At 37.6% G+C, this 26,355-nt stretch carries 27 protein-coding genes and 1 pseudogene; 16 read left to right on the top strand and 12 right to left on the bottom strand.

Features of this window, described 5'->3' with window-relative positions; genetic code table 11:
• Positions 1 to 8: 8 nt before the first annotated feature.
• Positions 9 to 425, bottom strand: coding sequence for a hypothetical protein (locus FJR37_RS11160; RefSeq protein WP_039205318.1), 417 nt, complete (start codon positions 423 to 425; stop codon positions 9 to 11).
• 115 nt (positions 426 to 540) lie between these two features.
• On the opposite strand from FJR37_RS11160, the gene FJR37_RS11155 reads away from it, so the two are divergent.
• The 4 genes and pseudogenes from FJR37_RS11155 (at position 541) to FJR37_RS27705 (ending at position 6,553) form a co-directional block, all read left to right on the top strand.
• Positions 541 to 2,034 carry a dolichyl-phosphate-mannose--protein mannosyltransferase gene (locus FJR37_RS11155; protein ID WP_168466039.1) on the top strand — a complete coding sequence of 498 codons (1,494 nt, stop codon included), beginning with the start codon at positions 541 to 543 and terminating at the stop codon, positions 2,032 to 2,034.
• Between the two features lie 348 nt (positions 2,035 to 2,382).
• Positions 2,383 to 4,692, top strand: coding sequence for an ATP-binding protein (locus tag FJR37_RS11150; protein ID WP_168466038.1), 2,310 nt, complete (start codon positions 2,383 to 2,385; stop codon positions 4,690 to 4,692).
• Complete coding sequence (locus FJR37_RS11145; protein WP_027403448.1) at positions 4,637 to 5,083, top strand: response regulator; 447 nt, start codon at positions 4,637 to 4,639, stop codon at positions 5,081 to 5,083. Before FJR37_RS11150 ends, FJR37_RS11145 begins: the two co-directional genes overlap by 56 nt.
• Before the next feature lie 202 nt (positions 5,084 to 5,285).
• Positions 5,286 to 6,553: pseudogene (locus tag FJR37_RS27705) on the top strand (ATP-binding protein).
• 53 nt (positions 6,554 to 6,606) lie between these two features.
• Here FJR37_RS27705 and FJR37_RS11130 read toward each other — a convergent pair.
• Positions 6,607 to 8,190, bottom strand: coding sequence for a B12-binding domain-containing radical SAM protein (locus FJR37_RS11130; protein ID WP_039205312.1), 1,584 nt, complete (start codon positions 8,188 to 8,190; stop codon positions 6,607 to 6,609).
• Positions 8,191 to 8,513: 323 nt separating this feature from the next.
• Between FJR37_RS11130 and FJR37_RS11125 the strand changes: the two genes are divergently transcribed.
• From FJR37_RS11125 to FJR37_RS11115, 3 genes are all read left to right on the top strand, one after another.
• Complete coding sequence (locus FJR37_RS11125) at positions 8,514 to 8,831, top strand: S1 RNA-binding domain protein (protein ID WP_039205311.1); 318 nt, start codon at positions 8,514 to 8,516, stop codon at positions 8,829 to 8,831.
• A 78-nt stretch (positions 8,832 to 8,909) separates the two neighbouring features.
• The gene (locus tag FJR37_RS11120; protein WP_039205309.1) at positions 8,910 to 9,158 is read left to right on the top strand and encodes a DUF433 domain-containing protein; all 249 of its coding nucleotides are present in this window, start codon (positions 8,910 to 8,912) and stop codon (positions 9,156 to 9,158) included.
• Positions 9,119 to 9,529 carry a hypothetical protein gene (locus tag FJR37_RS11115; RefSeq protein ID WP_152608997.1) on the top strand — a complete coding sequence of 137 codons (411 nt, stop codon included), beginning with the start codon at positions 9,119 to 9,121 and terminating at the stop codon, positions 9,527 to 9,529. The genes FJR37_RS11120 and FJR37_RS11115 overlap by 40 nt, the downstream gene beginning before the upstream one ends.
• A 218-nt stretch (positions 9,530 to 9,747) precedes the next feature.
• On the opposite strand, the gene FJR37_RS11110 is transcribed toward FJR37_RS11115, so the two are convergent.
• Positions 9,748 to 10,089, bottom strand: coding sequence for a type II toxin-antitoxin system PemK/MazF family toxin (locus FJR37_RS11110; protein ID WP_039205305.1), 342 nt, complete (start codon positions 10,087 to 10,089; stop codon positions 9,748 to 9,750).
• Positions 10,089 to 10,334 (bottom strand): hypothetical protein, encoded by a 246-nt coding sequence (locus FJR37_RS11105; RefSeq protein WP_039205304.1) that lies wholly within the window; start codon positions 10,332 to 10,334, stop codon positions 10,089 to 10,091. Before FJR37_RS11105 ends, FJR37_RS11110 begins: the two co-directional genes overlap by 1 nt.
• Before the next feature lie 120 nt (positions 10,335 to 10,454).
• Here FJR37_RS11105 and FJR37_RS11100 point away from each other — a divergent pair, with 120 nt between their 5' ends.
• The 5 genes from FJR37_RS11100 to FJR37_RS11085 all read left to right on the top strand — a co-directional run bounded on the left by FJR37_RS11100 (position 10,455) and on the right by FJR37_RS11085 (position 11,841).
• Positions 10,455 to 10,748, top strand: coding sequence for a DUF433 domain-containing protein (locus FJR37_RS11100; RefSeq protein WP_039205302.1), 294 nt, complete (start codon positions 10,455 to 10,457; stop codon positions 10,746 to 10,748).
• Positions 10,745 to 11,089 carry a DUF5615 family PIN-like protein gene (locus tag FJR37_RS11095; protein ID WP_039205301.1) on the top strand — a complete coding sequence of 115 codons (345 nt, stop codon included), beginning with the start codon at positions 10,745 to 10,747 and terminating at the stop codon, positions 11,087 to 11,089. The genes FJR37_RS11100 and FJR37_RS11095 overlap by 4 nt, the downstream gene beginning before the upstream one ends.
• A 165-nt stretch (positions 11,090 to 11,254) precedes the next feature.
• Positions 11,255 to 11,470, top strand: a complete 216-nt coding sequence (locus tag FJR37_RS11090; protein ID WP_039200616.1) for a DUF433 domain-containing protein — start codon at positions 11,255 to 11,257, stop codon at positions 11,468 to 11,470.
• A gap of 18 nt (positions 11,471 to 11,488) precedes the next feature.
• Complete coding sequence (locus FJR37_RS27700) at positions 11,489 to 11,572, top strand: DUF5615 family PIN-like protein (protein WP_200888894.1); 84 nt, start codon at positions 11,489 to 11,491, stop codon at positions 11,570 to 11,572.
• Positions 11,569 to 11,841, top strand: coding sequence for a DUF5615 family PIN-like protein (locus tag FJR37_RS11085; protein ID WP_200888895.1), 273 nt, complete (start codon positions 11,569 to 11,571; stop codon positions 11,839 to 11,841). The genes FJR37_RS27700 and FJR37_RS11085 overlap by 4 nt, the downstream gene beginning before the upstream one ends.
• 549 nt (positions 11,842 to 12,390) lie before the next feature.
• Here the strand turns inward: FJR37_RS11085 and FJR37_RS11080 are convergent.
• The 4 genes from FJR37_RS11080 to corA form a co-directional block, all read right to left on the bottom strand.
• The gene (locus FJR37_RS11080) at positions 12,391 to 13,347 is read right to left on the bottom strand and encodes an NAD(P)-dependent oxidoreductase (RefSeq protein ID WP_168466035.1); all 957 of its coding nucleotides are present in this window, start codon (positions 13,345 to 13,347) and stop codon (positions 12,391 to 12,393) included.
• 229 nt (positions 13,348 to 13,576) lie between these two features.
• Entirely contained in the window at positions 13,577 to 13,942 is a 366-nt protein-coding gene (locus FJR37_RS11075; protein WP_039200639.1) for a hypothetical protein, read from the bottom strand.
• A gap of 490 nt (positions 13,943 to 14,432) precedes the next feature.
• Positions 14,433 to 15,485 carry a uroporphyrinogen decarboxylase gene (gene hemE, locus FJR37_RS11070; RefSeq protein ID WP_039200619.1) on the bottom strand — a complete coding sequence of 351 codons (1,053 nt, stop codon included), beginning with the start codon at positions 15,483 to 15,485 and terminating at the stop codon, positions 14,433 to 14,435.
• Positions 15,486 to 16,148: 663 nt separating this feature from the next.
• Positions 16,149 to 17,300 (bottom strand): magnesium/cobalt transporter CorA, encoded by a 1,152-nt coding sequence (gene corA / locus FJR37_RS11065; RefSeq protein ID WP_168466034.1) that lies wholly within the window; start codon positions 17,298 to 17,300, stop codon positions 16,149 to 16,151.
• Positions 17,301 to 17,977: 677 nt separating this feature from the next.
• Between corA and FJR37_RS11060 the strand changes: the two genes are divergently transcribed.
• Both FJR37_RS11060 and FJR37_RS11055 read left to right on the top strand, forming a co-directional pair.
• Positions 17,978 to 18,784, top strand: coding sequence for an SDR family oxidoreductase (locus tag FJR37_RS11060; RefSeq protein ID WP_168466033.1), 807 nt, complete (start codon positions 17,978 to 17,980; stop codon positions 18,782 to 18,784).
• 17 nt (positions 18,785 to 18,801) lie between these two features.
• Positions 18,802 to 20,070 (top strand): hypothetical protein, encoded by a 1,269-nt coding sequence (locus FJR37_RS11055; RefSeq protein ID WP_168466032.1) that lies wholly within the window; start codon positions 18,802 to 18,804, stop codon positions 20,068 to 20,070.
• A gap of 275 nt (positions 20,071 to 20,345) precedes the next feature.
• On the opposite strand, the gene FJR37_RS11050 is transcribed toward FJR37_RS11055, so the two are convergent.
• The gene (locus FJR37_RS11050) at positions 20,346 to 20,801 is read right to left on the bottom strand and encodes a cupin domain-containing protein (protein WP_039200623.1); all 456 of its coding nucleotides are present in this window, start codon (positions 20,799 to 20,801) and stop codon (positions 20,346 to 20,348) included.
• Between the two features lie 45 nt (positions 20,802 to 20,846).
• Positions 20,847 to 21,617 (bottom strand): cysteine hydrolase family protein, encoded by a 771-nt coding sequence (locus FJR37_RS11045; protein WP_168466031.1) that lies wholly within the window; start codon positions 21,615 to 21,617, stop codon positions 20,847 to 20,849.
• Positions 21,618 to 21,699: 82 nt separating this feature from the next.
• Here FJR37_RS11045 and FJR37_RS11040 point away from each other — a divergent pair, with 82 nt between their 5' ends.
• Positions 21,700 to 23,100 (top strand): amidohydrolase, encoded by a 1,401-nt coding sequence (locus FJR37_RS11040; protein ID WP_039200625.1) that lies wholly within the window; start codon positions 21,700 to 21,702, stop codon positions 23,098 to 23,100.
• 319 nt (positions 23,101 to 23,419) lie between these two features.
• Here FJR37_RS11040 and FJR37_RS11035 read toward each other — a convergent pair whose 3' ends face one another.
• A complete protein-coding gene (locus FJR37_RS11035) occupies positions 23,420 to 23,863 on the bottom strand; it encodes a BON domain-containing protein (RefSeq protein ID WP_039200626.1) in 444 nt (147 codons plus the stop codon).
• Positions 23,864 to 24,098: 235 nt separating this feature from the next.
• The gene (locus FJR37_RS11030; protein WP_039200627.1) at positions 24,099 to 24,296 is read right to left on the bottom strand and encodes a hypothetical protein; all 198 of its coding nucleotides are present in this window, start codon (positions 24,294 to 24,296) and stop codon (positions 24,099 to 24,101) included.
• 32 nt (positions 24,297 to 24,328) lie between these two features.
• Here FJR37_RS11030 and FJR37_RS11025 point away from each other — a divergent pair, with 32 nt between their 5' ends.
• Complete coding sequence (locus FJR37_RS11025) at positions 24,329 to 25,762, top strand: sensor histidine kinase KdpD (RefSeq protein WP_039200628.1); 1,434 nt, start codon at positions 24,329 to 24,331, stop codon at positions 25,760 to 25,762.
• Positions 25,763 to 26,355 lie beyond the last annotated feature (593 nt).

Genomic DNA, 26,355 nt, shown 5'->3' with positions numbered 1-26,355 from the left:
TTGACTTTTTATTTCCGCCTTGCGGTGCTAGGTTGAGAAATCCGGGTTTCAATATCTTCCAATGTCCGCAATAATAGGCGATTTGCCTGTAATTGCCAACCCCATTTCTGAATCCTAAAGGCTGCTACAGTCCCCCCAATAGCTGCTAATAAGCCAATGGGTTGATTCAGGGAAATACCCAATAACAAACCCAAACCAGCAATTCCCCAAAATGGCAAAGCTACGGTTTGTCTTTGCTCTTCCACAATTTCTGCAATTTTACCAGATGGTATTGTAGCTAATAATGTCGCTTTTAGTTGCCTCTGTTCTGCTAATGGTACTGATAGACTAATCTTGCGGCGGAGTTTTTCCATTTTGCGGGCATCAGTGCTATACTCCGTAAGTTCATCTTCTGCCATTTTTAGCAGTCGTTCTAATTGTGACATAGTAGATTAAGTTTTTTGACTGTATTAGAGCTATTATTCTATATTTGTGGACAACAAGATCCCCGACTTCTTAGAGAAGTCGGGGATCTAACTCGAAAAACCCCTGAAGAACATCATGAAAAAAACTTGGTTTCGATTAGGCATAATAAGCATATTTCTACTTTCCTTGAGCTTACGTTTTTGGGGACTAAGCAGATTTAATACTTTAGTATTTGATGAAGTTTATTTTGCTAAATTTGGTAACAACTATCTGACCCATACACCATTTTTTAATGCTCATCCACCATTAAGTCAATATCTGATTGGGTTAGGGATTTGGATGAGTCAATACATTCCTATTGGTCGAGATACTGTCAATAGTCTCACAGATTCTTTATTATCTCCTTGGAATTATCGGTGGGTAAATGCGCTCACTGGTTCATTAATTCCCGTAATCGTGACTTTATTAACTTATCAATTTAGTTATCGTCATCGGTTTGCTTTGTTAGCAGGATTTTTTACAGCCTGTGATGGATTATTTTTAGTAGAATCTCGTTATGCTTTAAGTAATGTTTATATAGTTATCTTTGGTTTACTCGGACAATGGTTATTATTGTTGGCATTAGATCAGCAAAAACAAAACCGTTGGTTGTGGTTAATTCTCTCTGGTATTAGTTTTGGTGCTTCTATTGGTACAAAATGGAATGGTTTATGGTTTTTAGCGGGTGCTTATGGTGTATGGATAGCAGCCTGGATAATTCGCTGGTTGCAACATGAAGATCATCCATCTCGTAGTCCATTATTTTCTTACTTACGGTTTTTTAATTCTGCCAATAATTCCCCAACGGATACTATAAAATCACCCTTGCAAAATCTGACAAAAATAAATATTTGGCAAATGGGTTCTTATTTAGGAATTATTCCCGCAGTTATTTATAGTCTGATTTGGATTCCTCACCTCCAACTAGATAAAAGATATGGATTTATTGAAGTTCATAAACAAATTTTACACTTTCATCTGCAATTAGGTGGTAATAGTCCTAGCGTTCATCCTTATTGTGCTGCATGGTATAAATGGCCATTGTTAACTCGACCAATGGCTTATTATTATCAAACTGCTCAAAGTACCAAGGATTCCTTACCTGTATTTGGACCGCCCTTACCTGATGGTGCTGGTAAAGTAATTTATGATGTTCATGCTATTGGGAATCCTTTTCTATGGTGGTTTGGTTTAGCTGCAATGATCTTTCTAATTGGTATGGTAATCATCACAATTACGATGCCGATAATTGAAAAAAAGCGGTTATTTATCCCGAAAAATCTCGGCGTTGATACTTGGATTGGCTTATTTTTAGTCATAAATTATGGGGCTAATCTCCTCCCTTGGGTGGAGGTAACAAGGTGTGTTTTTATCTATCATTATATGTCTGCGGTTGTATTTACATTTATAGCGATCGCTTGGGTTGTTGATCAATGTCTGCTGAGTTATCATCGGCAAATTCGGGCAGTAGGTGTGACTATAACTTTTATCATTGTCGCTGCTTTCATTTTCTGGATGCCTATTTATTTAGGTTTACCTATCTCTCCTGATGGATATAGAATGCGGATGTGGTTTAGTTCTTGGATTTAGTTAAAAGTAAAAATGGTGGAAAATTGAACGCAGATAAACGCAGATAAACGCAGATAAATACGGATGAATTAATGAATTAATTAATTTCATAATTTTGTGTAGCCACACATAAAATTGAAATTGCTTAATATATATACACAAAGACTGCGGATTTAATCATCTGACCTTTTACATTTCTTATCTATATATTTGGAAAGAGTTAGTCCTTCTGTGTCAGAATAGCAGGTATTAGCAACTATAACTATGAGCTTTGCCACTATCAAAGGTACTAAAAAAATTTTTATAGGTATGAGGCGTTTAGATTAAATCTACAGATTTTATGCTCTAAAATGATAAGGGAAGGGTTTTATGGATATCAATGTCAAGCAGCAGCATATTAATATCACTAGCTTAAAAGAAGCACCCATACATTTGGTTAGTGAAATTCAGCCGCACGGCATTTTGTTGGTCTTACAAGAGCCAGATTTACAAATATTACAAGTTAGTCGCAATACTTTCAGCACTTTTGGCATATCTCCAGAAGATATTATCCAAAAGGAGTTGGAAGATTTACTAGATCCTTACCAAATCCAGAAAATTAAATTTTGGTTGTCAGAAGAAAATCTGGATTTTATTAATCCTACAAAAATTTGGATTAGGAAACAAGGGGATGAATATACAATATTTGATGCCACTTTCTATCGTAACTCTGAAGGATTTTTAATCTTAGAATTAGAACCTACGGCATCTCAAGAAAATATTCCCTTTTTAAGTTTTTATCATTTAGCTCAAGCCTCGATTAATCGGTTAGAAAAAAGTAAAAGCCTCCGTGATTTTAGTCAAATCATTGTGCAAGAAATTCGCAAAATGACCGGATTTGACAGAGTAATGTTATATAAATTCTGTGATGATGGACATGGTTCTGTGATTGCTGAAGAAAAAATAACTACTTTATCATCTTATTTAGGATTACATTATCCAGAGTCAGATATTCCTCAGCCAGCACGACAATTATTTCTAGAAAATTCTATTAGAGTTATTCCCGATACAAATATTCAATCATCAGCCGAACTTTTCCCTAGAATTAACCCAGTTAGCGGCAAACCCATTGATTTAACTAATTCAATTCTCAGAAGTGCTGCACCATGTCATCTAGAATATTTACATAATATGGGCGTGGCTGCATCTTTGACAATTTCCTTAATTAAGGATCATAAACTTTGGGGTTTAATTGCTTGTCATCATCAATCACCCAAATATGTTTCCTATGAATTACGAAAAGCTTGTGAATTTTTAGGAAGAATCATATTTTCAGAAATTTCTGGCAAAGAAGAAACTGAAGATTACGACTATCAGCTAAATTTAAACCAGATTCAATCACTATTGGTTGAATATATGTCTCAAGAACCGAACTTTATTGATGGTTTAGTCAAAAATCAAATAAATCTGCTCAATTTAACTAATGCTGAAGGTGCAGCCATCTATTTTGGTGGAAAATATACTCTAATTGGGAATACTCCTCAAGAAGAAGAATTGAATTTTTTAGGAGAATGGCTGAGAAACAATGGAGAAGACGAGGTATTTTTCACCGATTCTTTACCGCAGATCTATCCAGACGCGATTAGCTTTAAAAATGTTGCGAGTGGTTTATTAGCTATCCCCATTTCTGGGAAAAATTATGTATTATGGTTTCGACCAGAAATGATTCAAACTGTGAATTGGGGTGGAAATCCCCATCAGGCTTTTTCAGTTGATGAATCCGCAGGAAATGTCCATTTGTCTCCCCGCAAATCATTTGATTTATGGAAAGAAATAGTTCAATTAACATCCTTACCCTGGCAAAATGTAGAAATTCAAACTGCATTAGAATTGCGAAAATCAATCATTAATATTATCCTCCGTCAAGCTGAAGAATTAGCTCAATTAGCTGAAGATTTAAAACGTTCTAATGCAGAATTGAGAAAATTTGCCTATGTCGCTTCCCATGATTTGCAAGAACCATTAAATCAAGTAGCCAATTATGTGCAACTTTTGGAAATGCGCTATGAAGCAGAACTAGACGCAGATGCAAAAGAATTTATTGGTTATGTTGTCGAAGGTGTAATTTTAATGCAGACGTTAATTGATGACGTACTCGTATACTCCAACGTAGATAAATTAGGAATTGTTTTTCAAGTTACCGCAGTCGAAACAGTTTTAAATCGGACTTTGAAGAATTTACGTCAACGCATTGTGGAAACCGGCGCAATTATTACCCATGATCCCTTACCCACAGTTATGGCTGATGAAACACAATTAATCCAGCTATTTTTGAACCTCATTGGTAACGCAATCAAATTCCGCAGTAGTCAGTCACCAAGGATTCATATTAGTGCGAAAAGATTAGAAGATGAATGGTTATTTTCAATTCAAGATAACGGAATTGGGTTAGATCCGAAATTTAGCGATCGCATTTTTACTATCTTTCAACGTCTACACACCAGAGATAAATATCCGGGTACAGGAATAGGTTTGGCTATTTGTCAGAAAATAATTGAATGTCATCGTGGACGAATCTGGGTAGAGTCACAACTCGGTCGGGGTGCGACCTTTTACTTTACAATTCCCGTCAGAGGTTGTGATCATGAGCGTCAAAATGGCAGAAACACACAAAATTATCTTTTTAGTGGAGGACAATAAGGCTGATATTCGTCTCATTCAAGAAGCATTAAAAACCAGTTTATTACCTCATCAAGTAATCACAGTTAGGGACGGTGTAGAAGCTATGAATTACCTCCATCAAGAAGGAGAATATGCTAACGCACCACGTCCTGACTTGATTTTATTAGACTTAAATTTACCCAGAAAAGATGGTAGAGAGGTATTAGCAGAAATTAAATCCGATCCTCAACTCAAACGCATTCCCGTCGTCATTTTAACAACCTCAAAAAATCAAGATGACATTTTCCATAGTTACGACTTACACGCTAATTGCTATATTACCAAATCTCGTAACCTGAGTCAATTATTCCAAATCATCCAGAGTATTGAGAAATTTTGGTTTTCTACCGTTACCTTACCATTAGAATAAAACTACCGAATCAGGAGGTAGGGGCGCAGGGCCTGCGCCCACTCAGGAGTCAGGAAGAAGAAAGAATAGTCTTTTACTTTCTGGCTCTTGCTGTAAATTTTATATCTCCTATAAGTGGATACTACTACATTCAATATATCCTTGAAAACTAATCTAATAAAAGTCTATTTAACCAAGAACTCGCAAAAGGTAAAACCAGGAAATGATTACCGCAACTTCCACACTAAAAATTCTCTTAATTGAAGATAACTTAGCAGAAGCCAGGTTATTACAAGAGTTTATTAAACTCACAAAATCTCAAATTTTTGGTTTAGTTCACGTCCAAAGACTTCAAGACGGAATCAAACAATTAAATAGCCAAAAATACGACGTAATTTTATTAGATTTGACCCTTCCTGACAGTCAAGGATTATCTTCCATCCCTCAGTTACTTCAGCAAAATCCTAGCAATCCCATCATAGTTCTGACTAACACAAATGATGAAGAACTAGCCATTGAAGCAGTGAGACAAGGAGCGCAAGATTATCTAGTCAAAAGGCACGTAAATCCAGATACATTGGTACGTTCTGTGCGATATGCTGTAGAACGCAAACAATTTTTAGAACAATTAAATCAAATTAATCAAACATTAGAAACTCAAGTCGAAGAAAAAACCACAGAACTCTTAAAATTCCAAGAAATTAATCAGCTTAAATCTGAATTTGTTTCCACGCTTTCCCATGATATTCGTAATCCTTTAAATACTATCCTCCTAGCAGCAGGATTACTAGAAAGGCATAATCAAGCACTGATAAATGATCAAGAAATCAATCATTTACAACTGATTCGTTCTGCTATTAAAAATGTATCAAATTTATTAGATGAAGCTTCATTAATTGGTAAATCTGATTCCGGTCAATTAGTATACCAACCACACATACTCAACTTAGAAAATTTATGCTCTGAATTACAGCAAATTGTCATCAAACCCGGAACAAGAACCCCACCCCCAACCCCCTCCCCGCAAGCGATGAGGGGGCTAAGATGTACCTCATAAGATTGGAAATTGCTGTAGTACAACAATCTCAATTATCTGCCCAAGAAAAACAATTGAACTTAATTTTTACCAGTTCTGAACACTGTTTGGAATTTTCTGGGGATGAAACCCTCCTCAAGCATATTATTAGTAATTTACTCAATAATGCCATTAAATATTCAATTCCCCAAGGTACAGTTTTATTTGAAATCATCAAACAGAAACAATCTGTAATTTTAAAATTTCAAGATCAGGGAATTGGGATTACAGAAGCAGACCAAAAACAATTATTTCAACCATTTCACCGGGGAGAAAATGTGGGCATAATTCCTGGTAGTGGTCTAGGACTAACAATCGTCCAACAGTGCATTATAGCCCACAGAGGGGAAATTACAGTTAATAGTCAAGTAGGAGTAGGTTCAACTTTTACAGTGACTTTGCCGATCGCAAAATAAAATAGATCCCCGACTTCTTAGAGAAGTCGGGGATCTAGAGGATCTAGTTATTATTAAACTACAGCTTCGACTTTTTCCTTCACTGGTACATAAGGTGTTTCTGCACCTTGGGCTAAATAAGCAGCTAATTGACTTTCGATTTCATCGCGGACAATTTGCCGATATTCCATAAAATGCTCAATGTGGGCGCAGGTAGAAACATATTGTTCGATTACCTTGGGATTATGCTTGAGAATACTAAAGAAGTGATGCCAGAATTTCCAGCGAGTTTGGCGTTTAAATCCTTGTCGCCAAATTACAATTAGTAAGGCTCTGACAACTACCCATTCTGGGGTTTTTGCCGGTGCTGTCCACTTGGGAGAACCTAACATCATAAAACAGCGATAGGTGCGATCTAAATAAGCAACTGGGTCATATAAAGCACAGAAGGCTTCCACATATTCCCTAGCCAATTCTTCTAGGGGACGGGTAGGAATAAAATTCATCAATGTAGTTTGATTGATGTTCCCGTCTTGGTTTTCTCGCAATCTACCTTCTTTGGTTAAACGATGCCACAGCGCAGTATTGGGTAACGCCTGTAACATGGCAAAGGTAGTAGAAGGAATAGCTGCGAGTTCAGCAAAACGGACAATGCGATCGCCTGCACCCGCTTTTTCACCATCAAAACCAATAATAAACCCAGCCATTGGCCGCAGTCCAGCCTTAATAATGGTTTCCACGGACTCAGTTAAGGAACTGCGAGTATTTTGAAACTTCTTAGTTAGTTGTAAACTATCTTCATCTGGGGTTTCAATCCCCAAAAATACCGCTTTAAAGCCACAATCAACCATCAACTCCATCATTTCTTGGTCTTGTGCCAAATCAATGGAAGCTTCGGTATCGAAATTGAACGGATATTGATGATCTTCCATCCAAACTTTTAACTCTTTCAGCAACAACTTCACATTTCGCTTGTTGCCAATAAAGTTATCATCCACCATAAACACACCCCGCCGCCAACCCAAATCATAGAGATAATCTAATTCGGCTAACAGTTGTGCAGGTGTTTTAGTTCGGGGTTTGCGTCCATATAAAACAATGATGTCGCAAAATTCGCACTGGAAGGGACAACCCCGGGAAAACTGCACCGACATCATATCATAGGCATTAAACTCTAATAAATCAAAGCGGGGAATAGGTGTACTAGTAACATCAGGTTTTTCAGCAGCCCGGAAAACTCCCGATTTGTCCCCCCGTTGCACAGCTTCCACAAACATGGGTAAAGTCAGTTCCCCTTCATCAAGAATCAGGTAATCTGCCCCTGCTGCTTCCACTTCATGGGGTGTAGAGGTAGGATAAGGACCACCCAAAGCCACCAGCTTACCCCGTCGTTTCGCTTCCCGAATTTGCTCAAGTAAGTCTTGTTTTTGGACAATCATGGCGGAGAAAATCACCATATCTGCCCATGCCCATTCTTCTTCTGTAGCGGCGCGGATGTTACGATCTACAAGCTTAAACTCCCACTCTTGGGGCAAAATTGCCGCTACCGTCACCAAACCCAATGGTGGCAACAAAACCTTTCTGTCAACTAGCGCCAGAATTTTCTCATAAGACCAAAAGGTGCTTGGAAATATTGGATAAACTAGCAAAACACGCATAGTATCACCCCTCACGATTTATTTGTTATCTAACTGTAACTAAAATTAAGACTAATTGACTTTTTTATCAAGCCTGTTGTATGGGAGAAACTTTCAGAATCAGGATAACCAGGATTTAAGGATTTACAGGATGAAGAGTGGGATTTTCTCACTAATTACGTATCATCACTTGTACAAACCTCGACTTGATACTTCCTTCCCATTCCAAAATTACTCATGTTTTTTCTCTGTGTTCTCTGTGCCTCTGTGGTTCGTTATTAAAAATTTAGGTAATTTAAGAGTAGGATAAAAGTAACTAGCAACTTGGGTGAAGATAATTTTTTATGGATAGTACAAGTTGGGAAAATATTAAATCTAAATATAAGCTAGGTCAGTTTGTACAGGGCAAAGTTGAGTTTCATGCACCCTTTGGCGTTTTTGTCAATATTGATGATTCTTTAGTTAAAGGGTTGATCAAAATCCCTGACTTTTTAGATGAAGGGGGGATGAGTCAAGAAATGTATCCAGAAATTGGTACAACTGTAGGTGCGGTTGTGGTTGGATATAACGAGAGTAATTGCCGCGAGGTGTATTTAAGTGCAAAACCTAGTGTACTGCATAAAGCTCTTGTACCTTTGAAGATTCCTGCTTTAGCTAGTTAAAGCTAATTGACTTTTTTATCAATTTGCCTGTTGTATGTAAAAATGGAGAAAGAATTTTTATATTTCAGGAGTCCCACCGTGCTGGCTCAATTAGATCGCATTACTATTAATCCTAATGTTTGCCTTGGACAACCAACAATTCGAGGAATGCGGATTACTGTGGGTTTTGTCCTGAAATTGCTGGCTAGTAACCTTTCGGTTCAGGAAGTTTTAGCAGCTTATCCAGAATTAGAAGATGAAGATATTCGACAGGGGCTTAACTACGCAGCTTGGGAGAGTAGTAAATTATGGACAACATACCTCGCATTGTTACCCAAGAAGATTTAATAGAGCATGGATTGTCTAAGTATATGATCACAGAGATAGTTCAGGGCTTAGACTTTTCGAGAAGAAAAAATGGTCTTAGACTTTATGCTAACTCAGATATAATTGTAGCCATTGAGAGCAAAATCGCCAAATCAAGAACTCTTCCCATGACGAGCAAAAAACTTCAGTTTGTACTTGCTTGGTTAAAAGGTGAGTCAAATCTGATTAAAGTTGACTTCTTGAAGAATCTATCGCTTGAGGAGCGAATAGAAACTCTTAAAACTCGAATAGATGCTGCTGACAAAAGCATGAAAGCCAATGTGCTGAAAGAATATGAACAAGTCCAAAAAAGAGTTCAGGTGGCTCTTACAGGCTCTAAGTTGGTTGTCTAAGTTAGCCGACTAATCAATTGTTAAAAATGCAAGGATATAGGAATAATTTTTGCTGATTTTGTCTAAAAATAATCCGCCTTTTTTATTATGTATGAGTGCGATGAGGGAAGCGATACCTATGCCTACGGCTCCCGTAAGGGATACGGTAAGCTTCGCTAACGCAAGAGATAAACTAGAGGAGTGCGATCGCAATTTTGTTTTAAATAGTCAGCAATAAACTACAATCCCATCAAAATTTTCAGTCTGTCTTCCACTTCTGCTAGTGTCTCTGAAGATACATTTCCCCAACACTTATCCAGACGTTCCACAGAGATTGATCTAACGTCTTCACATTTAATAAAACTTTGGGTTTTCATCCCTCCCTCTGGAGAGTCAATTTTTACGTGAAAGGGGATTCCTTTATCTTTAGATGTAATTGGTAACACAACTACTAAACCAGATGCACCTTGATTAAATAGATCCACCGAAATAATTAAACAAGGGCGTTTTCCTGCTTGTTCATGACCCCGCACAGGATTAAGGTCTACTAGCCATATCTCCCCTCTAGCGATTTTTGCCACTAACCTTCAACCCCGTCCGCTATAGTTTGCTCCCATAACTGTCTCTCAGAAATCTCTTCTTGCCACAGTGTTTCATTCTGCCTTAAAACAGTGAAAGCTTCATTGGCTCGTGTCAGAAACAAAGACCTGCGATAATTTTCAATAGCTCGATCTAAAACTGATTGAATTGTCTCACCAGAGTCCTCCACCATCGTTAGCAGAGTTTTGTGTGTAGTTTCACTGATACTAACTTTTAGCTCAGGCATTACTTGTTCTCATAGTTCACTGACATCATTATAGCATTCCGAGGGCGATACCTTCGGTAAGCTTCGCTAACGCATGAGATAAACTAGAGAAAACATCAGACTACCTGAGCAACTTGTCCTATGTTTGCTGAAACCTCCTCACGCTATGTTACCCGCAATGCTGAAATTTTAGGTGGAGAGCCAATTATTACAGGCACTCGTACATCTATCCGTGCTATTGTCGGTCTATGGCGATTAGGCATTATGCCAGAAGAAATCCTCAATCATTTACCACATTTAACACTGGCACAAGTATTTGATGCCTTGAGTTTTTATCTTGATCATCAAGCAGAAATTAATGATTATATTGAACGAAATCAAGTACCTAATGAATTAGTACATCCTGCTGTAAAGGCTGCATTAGGCACAGTATGACCATCTTTGCAGCACTTTACATAGATGAGGATATGTCCGCATTGGTCGCCACCCTTTTGCGTTCGCGTGGTTTGGATGTGACAACTGTTCCTGAACAAGCAACCCTGGGAAAAACTGACCATCAACAGCTTGAATTTGCAACTTCTCTAAATAGATGTATCCTCACCCATAACCGAATTGATTTTGAACGACTGCATTTTCAATACATAGAGGAAGGCAAACAGCATTCTGGGATTATCGTTGTCCCTCAAAAAAATGCCTATGAAATCGCACAACGGGTTGGTATTTTGGTAAATATATTAATGGCTGATGAAATTAACAATCAGCTATTGTATGCATAAATATGATTTTGTATAAACCCACCTTTTTTATTTGCATGAGAGCGATTGCTGTGGTGAGGGAAGCGATTCGCATGAGATAAACTAGAGGAGTGCGATCGCGTAGCTTACCGAAGGCGATCGCTCCTCAAGTAAAACACTAATAAACACCTTTACATATTTGTAACTATGGATTGGCAATCTCGAATTACCATTGACCCAAATATCTTAGTCGGTAAACCTATTATCAAAGGAACACGACTAGCTGTAGAATTCATCATCGATCTTCTGTCCCAAGGCTGGAGTAATGACGAAATTTTGCGTAATTATCCAGGTATTACCCTTGCAGACATTCAAGCCTGTCTTGCCTATGCTAGTGCTTCTCTAAAATCTGAAAAAATCTAGGCTATTCCGGCCTAATTCATGCGTTTCCTTGCTAACGAAAACTTCCCCCTTGATGCTGTTGAAGCTTTGAGACAAAACGGACACGATGTAGCCTTAGAATAGATTCACCTGGCATCTCTGATCCTCAAGTATTAAGTCGCGCCCAAGCAGAAAACCGTATTCTCTTAACCTTTGATAAAGACTTTGGAGAATTGGCTTTTCGTTCACAGTTACCTGCTACAACTGGCATCATTTTATTTCGGATTAAAGCACCTTCTAGCGCAATAGTAGCTGAAAAAGTCTTAATAGCGATCGCTCTGCGTGATGATTGGTATGGGCATTTCAGCGTTGTTGAAGATGACAAAGTGAGAATGAGGAATCTTCAAAAATAAGGGGATATAGGAAAATTTTCGCTGATTTATTCTAAAAATAACCCACCTTTATTGTTTGCATCAGAGCGATCGCTGTGGTGAGGAAAGCGATTCGCATGAGATAAACTATAAGTCCTAAATTTGAAAAAACAGCATAAATTAATCCCTATTTTCATCCTGTTAATCCTTTAATCCTGGACATCCTGATTCAGACAATGGTCTTTAGATAGGAGAGTTAGAGATAGGACGTCTTTATGATGTACAATTCTGATTCAGACCAAAAAATTAAAAATTTTTTTTTGTGGATTTTTTTTATGGGGTCAAAATCGCTTGACTTTTTTTTCGGAAAATGATATTTTTATAATGGGAATGCGTGCCTCAATAAAATTTTTGCTCATGCTCCATTATATTAATATACTTAATATACCACAGTTCTTCGCCGCTGAACCCTGAAAATAAAAATTTTTTTGAAAAAAACTTATTTAAAATCAGAAAATCAATAATTAAAACTTATGATTTATGAGGTTCTGATAGTCGGTTTTAACCGACATACCTGAAAATGGCTGGGATCTAAATTCCACCTTTCACGCCGCTAATTTTCAAAACATCAGTCATTGTGGCACAGTAATTTGGTAAATTGAAACTGCTAGGATTAATAGCATTAGCATAGCTAAAATGACGATAATTCATACAGAATCTATCCCAGGCTGCCATTTGAATGCGGAATACAGCAATAATTACATTGGCTAAACCTAAAGATAAAGGAATGCGGAAATAAATCTTTTTACGGAAATAAGCACAAACTTCTTCAATGGCTTGATTTGCTGTTAGGGAAGATTGTCCTAACACAAATCGGCGGGGATCTCCCTGTTGTGGTGGATAATCAATTAAATATTGGATAACTGTGGCAATATCTTGACCATGAATGAAGTGAAAACTGCCATCTGCTTGTAAAAAACGAATAAAATTAATATAGTTAGTAACTTCAGGAATACCAGATGTGAGATGAGAGTAGGGTTTTTTATCATCACCACCTAATACTAAGGTAGGAAAAACCGTGGTAATTTTGGGAAAAATAGCTAACTTTTCGATTTGATGTAAACAATCATATTTGGAACGGATATAATCTGTCCCAATTTCCCCGGCTTCTTTAAGTGGTTTGTTTTCGTTGTTCAAAACACTGGCTGTAGAAAAATAAATTACCTGTTCACATTTTTCAGGATTTAACAAACTCATTAATTCTAGAGTTTTGAAGACATTGATATCAAAAATGCCCTCACCACCCCAGGAAGTGGCTGTTAATACGGCGATATCAATGGTTTTGAGTAAATTAGAGAATTTACCAATCTCTTGCATATCACCCTGAAGAATGGTGATTCCAGGACGGACTGTAGTATCTACTTGAAGTTTATTAGGGTTTCTAACCAGGAGATATAATTCGTGATTGGTGTTTTGAATTAAGGCTTCGCTGATATAGTGACCGATACAGCCACTTGCACCTGTAACTAAAATACGTTTTTTGGTCATGAATTTGGGAGTTTTGGTTGTTATTCGTGGATAAGAGCAGTTTTATGAATTAAATATTAATCCAATTTAAGGCAAATTAAAGATTTTTTACTATTATATCAATTTTTGTCTAATTCACTCTACTAGATTGGTGCATTTAACATCCCACATTGTACAAGTAATTCTCGTTCCTTTAATCTATCAATACGATTTACTTGTAGTAATTTCACTGTGACTCTTCCCACTGCTGTTAGAGGAATAAATTTAGCGCTTTTAACTTTAAAAAAGCCCTGGCTTTTGCTATCCTTACCAAATGCTCTAAATACTGATATTGTTCCCAAATCATTTCTTCAGCAGGAGTTAAACCTTGAGTTCGATTTTTTTCCAATAAACTACTAATCTGTTCTTGTAATTCTACTGAAGGACGTAAAGCAATAATTTCTGCTGATGTTGGTAACTGTGCTAAAAATTCTAATACTTCTGCCATACCTGTAAACCCAGGTTGGGATGCAGCATTTACTTCTCGGATTCCTAACTCTAAAATTTGTGGTATTTGATGCTTAAATAATTGCAGTTGAGTTGCTAATTCTTCAGGAATATCTAAAGTAAATTGCATAATTTTTCCTTCAACCTTTAAAAGCGGGCATTGCTGATTTGAGGTATGAAGATGATTTTTGATGATTTTACAACCCTTGTAGAGACGTTCCATGGAACGTCCCTACAGCTAAATTCATACTTGGTTTCAGCAGCGCCTAAAAGCGATTATAACAAAATACAGGTTTATTCTCAGCGACTATACAGAAATATATCTCGTTCCTAGTCTCTGACTAGGAATGCAGTTGATGAGGCTCTGCCTCTAATCTCATTGAAGGCAGAGCCTTCTAGTCCACATTCCCAGTCAGAGACTGGGAACGAGATGAATATATATAGTTTAGATTTAGCCGAGTTCTAGACTTGTAACTCCAAAGATCCGGTTCATTGGGCGAATTATCAAGGTGTCCGTAATCATAATATCTTGTTAATTATTTGCATCAGTAGATTAATTTATTTTCAGTAGGAAGAGGATACCCCGTCCCTACTGAATTTGGTAAAACAAGAGTAGCTGACTAGACCAAAGCGTTGAGATTTTTGGCAGTTTCAAAGAAGAAAGCGACGTTTTCTTCCGGTGTTTCGGGGAGGACACCATGACCGAGATTGAGGATATGTCCCCAGTTACCAGCTTTGCGAACGGTGTCCAAAACGCGATCGCGGATAAATTCCTTAGAACCAAACAATACACCCGGATCAAGATTACCCTGTACTTTGACGTGCTTACCTAATCTAGCTCTGGCATCTGCCATATCTACTGCCCAGTCTACAGTAATGATATCTGCACCAGAAGCAGGCATTCTTTCCAAAAGTCCGGCACTACCTGTCACCAACAAAATTAATGGTGTGTCAGGATGAGTGGCTTTAACTTTCTCAAACACCATTTTTTGATAAGGTAGCGCAAAGGTATCATAATCTTGAGGGCTTAATTGTCCTGCCCAAGAATCGAACATTTGTACTACTTGAGCGCCACAATCAATTTGATAGCGGACATAATCAGCGATAGAATCAGCTAATTTAGTGAGTAGCTGATGGAGAATTGTCGGATCTGAGAAAGCCATGTTTTTGATGATGGAATAGGTTTTAGAACCCTTACCTTCCACCGCATAAGCTGCTAAAGTCCAAGGTGCGCCAACAAAGCCTAACACCGTTGATTGATTACCCACTTCCTGCCGTAATGCTTGCAAAATCGTTTTGATAAACGGCAGTGCTGTTTCTGGATCTAAGGAATGCAGTTGATCAACTTGTTGTTTAGTGCGTATGGGCGAATAAATAATCGGTCCCTTTCCTTCCGCAATATCCATATCAATCCCCATTCCTGGTAAGGGGGTGACAATATCGGAAAACAAAATTACTCCATCGGGTTGAAACGCTCTCCAGGGTTGGAGGGAAACTTCGATCGCCACTTCGGGAATTTCTGAGCGATCGCGGAATGAAGGATATTTATCCCGTAAATCCCGGTAAGCTTTCATGTAGCGTCCCGCTTGTCGCATCATCCATACAGGAGGACGATCTACTTGTTCACCACGAGCAGCCCGAAGCAGGAGAGGAGCCGTTAAGGAAACACCCATTTAACACTTCGTCCTAAGTCACTTTTATATTTCACCATTTAGCTTACCATCCTCAGATTCCTCTTGATCTACCTATCTATACAGGTCTTAAGGTTGCTTGACTTAACTTAATAAAACGTTATGTTTTTCCTGGTGAATGGAGATAAATATAGAAAAGAATCAAGTCAATGGGTGAATAAGCTAGGACGAATTTACAGAGATTTCTAATCATATAAGGTACATCTTAGCCCCCTCATCGCTTGCGGGGAGGGGGTTGGGGGTGGGGTTCTTGTTCCAGGTTTGATGACAATTTGCTGTAAGTTTGATTTAGTGAAGTTAGAAAATAAACCATTCTCAAAATTACATACAGCAGAATTCAGGAGTCATAATAGATAAGAAATATGAATAAAACTTGACTAAGCATCCTTTTTATTCGTTTTTAAGCGACAATAGAAACATAAGAAAATAGAGTTAAAAGAAACAACTAGTTAAGCACTAGCTAGGTAGAGGTGGAATATGACAACCCAAAATTTGCTCATCCCTCATGCTTATACGTATCTGCTCGTAAAAATTAGTGTTTTAGTTTTAGCATTGTTGCTGTGGTTTGTGTTTACAGCCGCACCTGTTATTTAATTGGATTTGAAACTTAGAGATGTTGCAGAAAACGTCTCTATTTTATGGATGTTAGCGATGAATATCTTTTTGAAAATTAACAGAACTAGTCAGCCAACCCCGTCGCCAGAAAAAGTATATTAGACTGGTAGCAATTAACCCCATTGCTCCTAAACATAGGGGGTAGCCCCAATACCAATTTAATTCTGGCATATTGTGGGGCGATTTTTCAGTGTTGAAATTCATCCCATATACCCCAGCAATAAAAGTTAAGGGAATAAAAATAGAAGAAACCACCGTTAGCAACTTCATAATTTCATTCATTTTATTACTGATTGCCGATAAATACACATCCATTAAACCAGCCACTAATTCTCGATAAGTTTCCACTATATCCATCACTTGGACTGCATGATCATAACAGTCTCGCAGATATATTCTCACATCATCACTAATTAATTCACTACCATCTCTAATTAAAGAATTAATTGCATCTCTTTGGGGCCAAATTGCGCGGCGAAGTTGCAATAATTCCCGCCGAATTTGATATATTTTTTGTAATGTTTGTTGACTAGGATTGACGATTACTTCTTCTTCTAAATCATCAATTCGTTCGCCATAAAGTTCTAAAACTGGGAAAAATCCATCAATAATTGCATCTAATAAAGAATAAGCTAAATAATCACTACCTTGTCTGCGGATAATACCTTTATTCTTATTAATTCTCATTCTTACACCATCAAAACAATCATGTTCCGGTTCTTCCTGGACTGTCAAAACATAATATTTGCCTAAGACTAAACTTACTTGTTCACTATAAAAACTGCCATTATTATGATTAGGTACAACCATGTGGGCAATAATCACCAATTGTTCTTCATAATCCTCGATTTTTGGTCGTTCTACCATATTGACAATATCTTCCAAAATCAGAGGATGTAAATCAAAAGTTTGACCTAAACGATGTAAAATATCTTTACTACCTAAACCTTGAACATCCACCCAAGAAACTGATTCTGTATCCAAATAATTAAGACATTCTTCAGGGTAACTTATTTGTTTATGAATAAGTTCAGTTTGATTATAGTCAATGAGAAAAATAATTGGTTGTTCAGCATTTTCATCAACAATGATTGTTCCTGGTTGAGTTCCTGGTTCGTGATAGAATTCCTTCCTCCGTGACTTCTTCATAGCTTTGGTAGCGCGGCGAATTTTTCTAACCATAAATTTTTACCCTGTAGATAATAGTGATTAAAATTTTAACACATATAATATAATGTCCATAAAGACAAGTTTATCTGCGTACATCTGCGTTCATCATCTTCCATCTGCGGTTAATTTTTCCAATTTTACATCACAGAAATGGTAACTTCTATATACAAATAAAATAAAAATATGCTTATGCAACCGAATCAGCAACTATTTTGGTTAATTGAACCTGAAGCAAAACCATTGCAGCAGATTATAGTTGCTGATTGAAACCAGATTTTTGATTGGAACCTGGAAACCAACTCCCATTTCTGGGGTAATGTTAGCTAGATGCCTCCGGCACGCTGGCGCGAACGACCTGTTATAAGAGCTTGCTTGAGCTTGCAACACTGTTCCAGTGACCTTAGAACTGTTTAATCACAAGCGACAGAGCAGGGAACTAGTGAAGCAGCGCGGTCTTGGGGGTTTCCCCCATGAGCGACTGCTGAACCCCGAAGGGGCAACGCATTCGGTGGGTGTCGTGACTCAAATAACGGCTACCCTTCGACTATGCTCAGGGTGGTCTGGTCAGTACGGCCTGCTTGATTTCTCTTACAAGCCCAGTCCCTTTAGGGCTGGGTTACTGACGGACATAAAGGTAAAACCAAAATTATTGTAGATTAAATATACCCTATTCCAGAAATCTTCCATTTATGAATACTAGTGAAAATCTCATCTTAGTTGTCGGTTCTAGCGGTGGAGTTGGACAACTTGTAGTTAGTAAACTATTAGAAAAAGGCTTACAAGTTCGTATTCTCACCAGGGATGCCGAAAAAGCCGCCAAAATGTTTAATAACAAAGTAGAAATTGCAATTGGTGATATCTGTAAACCTAGCAGTCTCACAGCAGCAATGGTAAATATTACCTCTATTATTTGTTGTACAGGAACTACCGCTTTCCCCTCCGCAAGATGGGAATTTAATCAAACCCCCAACATAATCGAATTAGGAATTACCGTATTTAATCCCCAATTCCTAGAAGATAAAGCCAAAAATACCCCCACTAAAGTTGATACACAGGGTGTAATTAATCTTATATCAGCAGCACCAAAAAACCTCAACCGCTTCGTATTTGTTTCTTCCTGTGGAATTCTGCGTAAACATCAATTTCCATTTAATATTCTGAATCTTTTTGGTGTACTTGACGCTAAAGAAAAAGGAGAACAAGCCATTATTAATTCGGGAATTCCTTATACTATTATTCGTCCCGGACGTTTAACCGATGGACCATATACATCCTATGATCTCAATACCTTACTCAAAGCCACAAGTGGAGGTAAATTAAACATCATTTTCGGAACAGGAGACACAATTTCCGGTGATACTAGCCGCATTGATGTAGCTGCAACCTGTGTAGAAAGTTTATTTTATCAAAGTTCTGTGAATAAAGTTTTTGAAATAGTTAATCAAGGAAATAGACCGACTATAATTGATTGGCAAAATCTTTTTTCACAATTATAAAAAAGAGAGCAAAAAACATGAAATTGAATAACTTTAAAATCCCACTTTTTTTAATATTTGCTAGTTTTGTTTTTTCACCAGCAGGTTATACTCAAACACCAGAATCACAAACATCTCAACTATCTGAAGAAGTTACTAAATTACGGACACAAGGACAAACAGGATTAGAAACATTTATCAAATCCCATATTAATAACCTAACATCTCCACCAGAACCACAAATTAAAACAGCCTTAGATCAATTGTGTCAACAACGAGATTGTTATGCTTCCAAATTATATTGGTATACCGATTTAGAACAAGCCAAAGCTGCTGCTAAACTTAGTAGTAAACCAATCCTTTCCTTACGATTATTGGGGAGATTAGATACAGACCTTAGTTGTGCCAACAGCCGGTTTTTTAGAGTAGCATTATATCCCAATACCGAAATTTCCCAAGAATTAAGAGACAAATTTATCTTGCATTGGCAAAGTGTTCGTCCTGTTCCCAAAGTCACAATTGATTTTGGTGACGGACGCAAATTAGAAAGAACCATCACTGGTAATAGTATTCATTATATTTTAGATAGTTCTGGTCGTCCCATTGATGCCATTCCCGGACTTTATGGACCAAAAGCTTTTCTTAAACAACTCCAGCAAGGGGAAGTAATTGCAAGAATTTTAAGTAATCAAAATGGTGAAAAATACAATTTATTATTACAACAATATCATCTGCGCCGTCTTGACGACATTCAAAACCAATGGAGAACAGATTTATCTAAATTAGGTATTCAATCTCCACCCCAGTTAGTTCGCACAAATAATCCTACATCACTTCCTAGTGCTAGATTAGCAAGTTCCTTAGCAGTTTCTAAAGCAGTAGTTGAAAGACCAATTCTGAATTCTATTCAACCAGAACCAGCAGAAACTTCTTCAGAAATTCTTAACCAAGCAACTTGGAATAAATTAGCTAGGCTATATCAAAACGATGCTAGACTGGATAAAAATAGTATAACTTTAATTGAGGATAAAAAGTTACCAAATACAACAGATAAAAATAATTTATCCAGAGTAATTCGTAATTTTGAAACCGTCATGGCTTTAGATACTGTCAAAAACGAATATCTGCTACACAGACAAATTCATCAATGGTTTTTAGCAGAAAATCAAACATCAAATATTAATCAGTTGAATGAAAAAGTTTATGCTGAATTATTTTTAACTCCCAGTTCTGATCCTTGGTTGGGTTTAGTCAACAATGATACTTATAGTGCCATAGATAACGGTGGTATTGTGGAAAAGAATTAGAGTTGAGGAGTGTAAATAACCTCAGCAAAAACTTTGATTTTCTGGCGTTGCTGAATGAAAGTATGAATTTTTCTCACGCAGAGACGCAGAGGCGCAAAGAGTAAGAGTAAGAGTTTGAGAAAGGGAATTTTTGATTTTCAGAGGATGTTTGAAAAAGGTAGGGAAGGGGGGTTAGGTTTCTGGAGATTATCAGTTTCATCTAATACTTTTCAAACAACCTCTCATACCGCCATTATCCAACGCCTATTTTCTTACCTGGTCCGGTTTTTTGTAATCTAAAAAAACTTCAAAGAATCTAATCTTCCCAGAATAGTCATATCTTCAGCATCTAATTCTACGGGAATACCACTACGAATTAGTTCCGAAAAATCCTCATTGGGAACCATAATGGTTAAGGCATAAAGACGGTTTTTACCAGTATTTCTAATTAAATGCGTCCCTGTTGGTGGTACTAATAAACTATCTCCAGCTTTGATATTTACCGTTTTACCGTCACAAATTGCAATGCCTTCTCCTTTGAGAATAAAAAACATTTCTACAGCCCATTGATGCCGATTTGGTGGTGTTTGTCCACCGACATCAAAGATTTCTATACAACAAGTTAAAGAAGTATTTGCACTTGCAGAATCAAAGATAATTGCTAATCGGTTAGAGTCATGGGGACTAATCCGATATGCTTGATAATCTTTGGGAGATTTAATAATGGGAATTACACAACGAGTATCGTACATATTGGTAATGGGTAATTAGTAATTGGTGTTTTTACTCCAATTAAATTAATGATGAATTGCGGTTACAATTGCAGAAGAATCTGTTACAAAACCGAAACATTGTTGGACATTATATAAAGTTGCTAACCAACAATATTCCGGTGAAGTTGTCGCGGTACAATCTTTGACTAAAATACAGTCATATCCTAAAAAATTGGCATCACACAAAGTTGATAAAACACATTGATCAGCATTTACACCAGCAAAGAATAGTGTAGTTAAACCTAAATTTCGTAAAATACTGTCTAACGGTGTATCCCAAAATCCACTCATACGATACTTATCAACCTGGATGTCTTCTGGTAGCTGTTCTAGTTCTTCCACCACAGCAGCAGCCCAACTGCCCTGCATTAGTACCTGAGAACCGTTACTGGGAAGGGGATCACCTAATCCGACTCCTGCCCCTGTGGGGTTGTATACGTGCAATAAACCGGCGCTGATATTTAGTAAATCTGGACGATTTCCCCAATTTAGCCAAATTATAGGTATATCAGCAGCCCGCAGTTGTGGTAACAATTGTTGCAGAGGGGCAATCGGTTGACGGGCAGGGTTAACATCTACACCAATGTGTGCTAACCAACCATCAGGATGACAAAAATCGTTTTGCATATCAATGACAATGATAGCAGCTTTGGATAAGTCGCAACGCAGAGTTTTAGTTTCTGTGGCTAAAATGGCTGGTCGTGGAGTCTTTTGAGGACGAGTAATATCTGCAAATGTCTGACTTACTTGCCAGTTATTGGGTGCAAATCCTAATTTCTGAGTGGGTAGATTCATAAATGCCAATTCTCGATATCGTTTTTTACGTTGTAGCTTAAACTTAGGTTAATGGATCAATTACTTAATTAAGGTTAAAATCATGAACTTTACAATTAAGAATACTTTAATTAGCGTTGCCGATAGTTACGTAACTACAGACGTACAGGTTATAGATGGTAAAATCACCGCTATTACCCCTAATTTAGAAATAATTGGCACAGAAATTAATGGAGAGAACAAACTGCTGCTTCCTGGTTTTTTTAATGCCCATACCCATTCTTCGGAAATGTGGCAACGAGGAGTAATTCCCCCTTTACCTCTTGAATTGTGGTTAGCACATTTATATGATTTTACTCCTTTAAATACAGAACAAGTTTATCTCAGTGCTTTGGGAACGGCAGTAGAAACTTTACTTTCTGGGGGAACAAGTATAGTAGATCATTTAGTATTAATTCCTGGAGAAGAATTAGAAACTATTGCTACAGCAGTTCGCGCTTATCAAGAAGTAGGCATCCGGGCTTTTATTGCCCCTCTAATTCAAGATGAATCTTTGAGTATGGGCATACCTAATGGAGAATTACAAGCAAATCATGAACCTTATTTTCGTTCTTCTGGGGAAACTTTAGCAATTATGGAAACAGCGGTAAAACAATTTCATCAACCAGAGGTAGGAATTAATATTTTAGTTGCCCCGACGGGGATTCAATTATGCAGCGATGATTTATTTACAGGATGTATTTCATTAAGTAATAAGTATGATCTTTGCCGTCATACCCATTTATTAGAAACCAAAGCCCAGGAAAACCTGGCTAAAGAAAAGTATGGTTGTACTGCGGTTGCCCATTTACAACGACTTGGTTTTTTGAACAGTTGCACAACTTTAGCACATTGTGTATGGTTGAAGGAATCTGATATTAATATTCTTGCCCAAACACAATCTACAGTCGTCCATAATCCCTTAAGTAACCTCCGTTTAGGCAGTGGTATTGCCCCAATTATCAAATATATTCAAGCGGGGGTTAATGTGACCTTTGGCTGTGATGGTGCTTCTAGTAATGACTCCCAAGACTTGTTAGAAGCTATTAAAATTGGTTCGATTCTACATAATCTTACAGAACCAGATTATCAATACTGGATTACACCCAGGCAAGCTGTGAAAATGGCATCTTTAGGGGGTGCAAAAGGCTTAAATGTAGAAGAGGAACTTGGTTCTCTTACTGTTGGTAAAAAAGCTGATTTAGTTTTATATGATCTCAATAATTTATCATTACTTCCCCGCACAGATCCTATTGGTTTATTAGTTTTAGGTCGTCCTGTCAATGTTGTTAATAGTGCTTGGGTAAATGGTAAGCAAATTATTAGTAATGGGAAAATTACTACAATTAATATTGATGAACTGCGACAAGAATTATTTAACCGAAGTCACTGGGAAACACAGCCTAAATCAGCTAATGTAGATAAATTAATACCTCGTTATCGGCAAGTTATGGGATTAGATTAATGTTAAGTTAAGCAAAATAAGGCGTTGCTGAATTGGCGTATGATTTTTGAAGGTAGAGACGTTCCATGGAACGTCTCTACAAGAGTCTTGAACGTGTGCAAAATTATTTTCATCCCTAAAATCAGCAACGCCCAAAATAATTGAGGACGGGGTTTCCCCGCCCCTACAGAGCAATTTCATCACCTTGCAGGTAGGTGAGGGTGGTATGAAGTCAAGTAACTAGTACAGGTCGGCGGAAATAAACAGACCATTCCAAATCGCTGGAAAGATCATTATATATTCGTTTTGACCTTTGACCTTTGACTTCCGCCCTGCGGTGCTAGGGTTTTTTCTCGGTCTTTACAATAGCTTCTAACTTGACACTTTTCACGCCAGGTATTGCTTTAATGAAAGTTTCAGCCTGTGTGATTTCTTTTTGAGAAGTTGCTGTTCCTTTGAGGATAATTTCACCGTCTTTGTTAGTTATTTCTAACTTGTTTCCGGGTAGAACTGTTTTCAGTTTTTTGCTAATTTCAGTTTTTAAGTCGGTTGTGGATTTAGAAGTTGTAGTGGGAGTTGTAGTGGGAGTTGTAGTGGGAATTGTAGTGGGAGTTGCGGTGGAATTATCTATAATTCTTGTGGTATCAGAAGCAGGTTTGGCTGGAACAACGGGGGTTGTGCTGCTAGTACCAGTAGTTTCTGAACCTGTTTTTGGTGCTTCTTGACAACCAACCATGCCAGCTACTAAAACGCCACTAACTAGAAAAGGAATGAGCTTTTTCATGTTGATTTCTAAAGTTGAATACTTGAAGTGATGGAGTTTACTGTGAGTGATACCCAGGAGCAAATCTTAAAAAAGAATTAAATTTCTACAACCAAAAGTCATGAACCAAACATCCAGATAACTGATGGAATGACAACTTTTCAATAACTAAATTAAAACGCTTTTATTGAAAAGAGCCAATTTAATTGTACTCATGGCTATCGAATATTAACGGTTTGATGCTCACAGGTAGCCACTATCTATATATTCTCCATCCTAAAGACTCAGCCGCATCTTTTTTGGGATTGGCAATGGGTGATTGGTAATGGGTGACTGATTCGGTGACAAAGAGAGGATATTGCACCTTGAAGGTTCGGTTATACCACTTTCTATCTTTACCCCAATGACGATAATCTCGTGGATGTAGAGTGCAAATGTCTAATATAACCACCATTAGCTGCTGAAGCAATCAAGAGGTTAAAAACTGTGTACGAATGGATTTTGCCGAGTCTCAAGGAAGTTTTATCTAAAAATCAATCTCCTGTCGCTGAGTGTTCTACGGCTAAGGCGGAGCAGCAATGGCGTGTGAGTCTGGCGGCTACGGAGAACTTGCTGTTGAAAACTTTAGCCACAAGTTCATCTCATGATCCTCAAGGTTTGGTATTAGCTGCACCTGCACCTTTATTTAGTCACCCCGAACTAGCACAACGATTACAAACAATAACTTTTACAGCTAGACCTTTTAATCCTTTGGCGTTGATGCCATTTATGATGCCGTCAGAAGTGGCGCAGCATATAAATAATATAGAAATAAATACTTTTCATACTGCTACTTTTCAAGAATCTATTTTACCTTTATTGCCGGCTGATCCTCTGGGTGCAGAACAGTTTTGTTTGATATTTACAGATAAATTTAGATTGGTTTTGGTTTTAGCGGAAAATGAGAATGGTAAGAAGGAATTTTTGTTTTCTTTTGAATCGGCAGTTGTCCAAAAGGCTTGGGAATCTATAGGTGCCAGGGTGGTTTTAACTAATCCTGAATTGTTTGCTGACTTAGATGTTAAGGTACAAAATTATCCTTTTGTTGCTCCAGATTATCAAGTTGTAATTCAATTTAGTCAGTTATTACTGCAAGAGTTAACTATTCCCACAGAAGTTACGCATACTTCATTATCTTTTCATTCACCTACTCCACCGCCAAAATCTCCATCTCGTTCGGATGTGGAGTTGCTCCAAGCTTTTGCCCATGAGGTTCGCACTCCGTTAACGACTATTAGGATGATGACGCGGTTACTATTAAAAAGGAAGGATTTGCCTGTTAATGTTATCGGTCGTTTGGAGGTTATTGATCATGAATGTACTGAGCAAATTGACCGGATGGAGTTATTATTTAAGGCGGCAGAGTTAGAGAATTTATCACAACCTTCAAAATTTGCTAATTCCCAATTATCGCCGATGTGTTTGGATGAGGTTTTACAACAGAGTATTCCCCGTTGGCAATTGGCGGCAACTCGGCGTAATTTAACTTTAAATGTGGTTTTACCGAAGCAGTTACCGACGGTGGTTAGTAATCCGGCGATGCTGGATAGGGTGCTTACTGGTTTAATCGAGAATTTTACGCGCAGTTTACCTCCTGGTAGTTGTATTCAGGTGCAAGTAATTCCTGCTGGTGATCAGTTAAAGTTGCAATTGTCTCCTCAGTTTGATTGTCAAGATCAAAGCTACCAGATAACGCCACCAATTCGGAAGTCGTTGGGTCAATTATTGATGTTTCAGCCGGAAACAGGGGCAATTAGTTTAAATATGGCGGCAACTAAGCATTTATTTCAAGCAATTGGGGGGAAATTAATTGTGCGTCAACGTCCCCAAAATGGGGAAGTGTTGACTATTTTTTTACCTTTGGAAGTTAGAGGCATCTGAATGTGAATATGCTGCTGCCATACCGCGTTTGATCTCAAATCGCTGTATTTCCTTGCGTGTAATCAAGCAAAACGAGAATATATGATACAATCTTCAATTGTGAAAGCTGGTAATCGTTTCAGAAATTAATTTCCCAGGCTAATACAAAACTTTACAAAATTAATAGCTATTCCCTCAACAATTTTAGCCATGAATTTGCTCAGAAATGATCTAATTCGAGCGATCGCAAAAATTTCCTATTGACAAATTGACAAAAAAGTGGTACTCAACCTGTCAATGTTATTAATTTTAGTGATATTTAGGACTTACGCACGAGTCACGGAATAACGTATCCCTTACGGGAGTCGATAGGTTGCGTAGCGACGCAGGAGCTATAGAACTCCAGGCACAGAGAACACAGAGAAATGAGGGTTTGAGGAATATTTTGCGTAGGTAACAAGAAAATTAAAAGTTTTTATAAAAAATATTAACAGTAGAAAGCCTTGCCATATCTAGGTTATAGCCACAAAGACGACCCAGGTTTCTAGATTTATCAAAAAATATTACGAAAACCCCTTTACAAATCGAAACATAGGGCTTAATATAAATTCATA

Origin of the sequence: Aphanizomenon sp. UHCC 0183, from assembly GCF_009712065.1 — a bacterium.
Lineage (GTDB): Bacteria > Cyanobacteriota > Cyanobacteriia > Cyanobacteriales > Nostocaceae > Dolichospermum > Dolichospermum heterosporum.
This window is presented reverse-complemented; position numbering and strand designations above follow the sequence as displayed.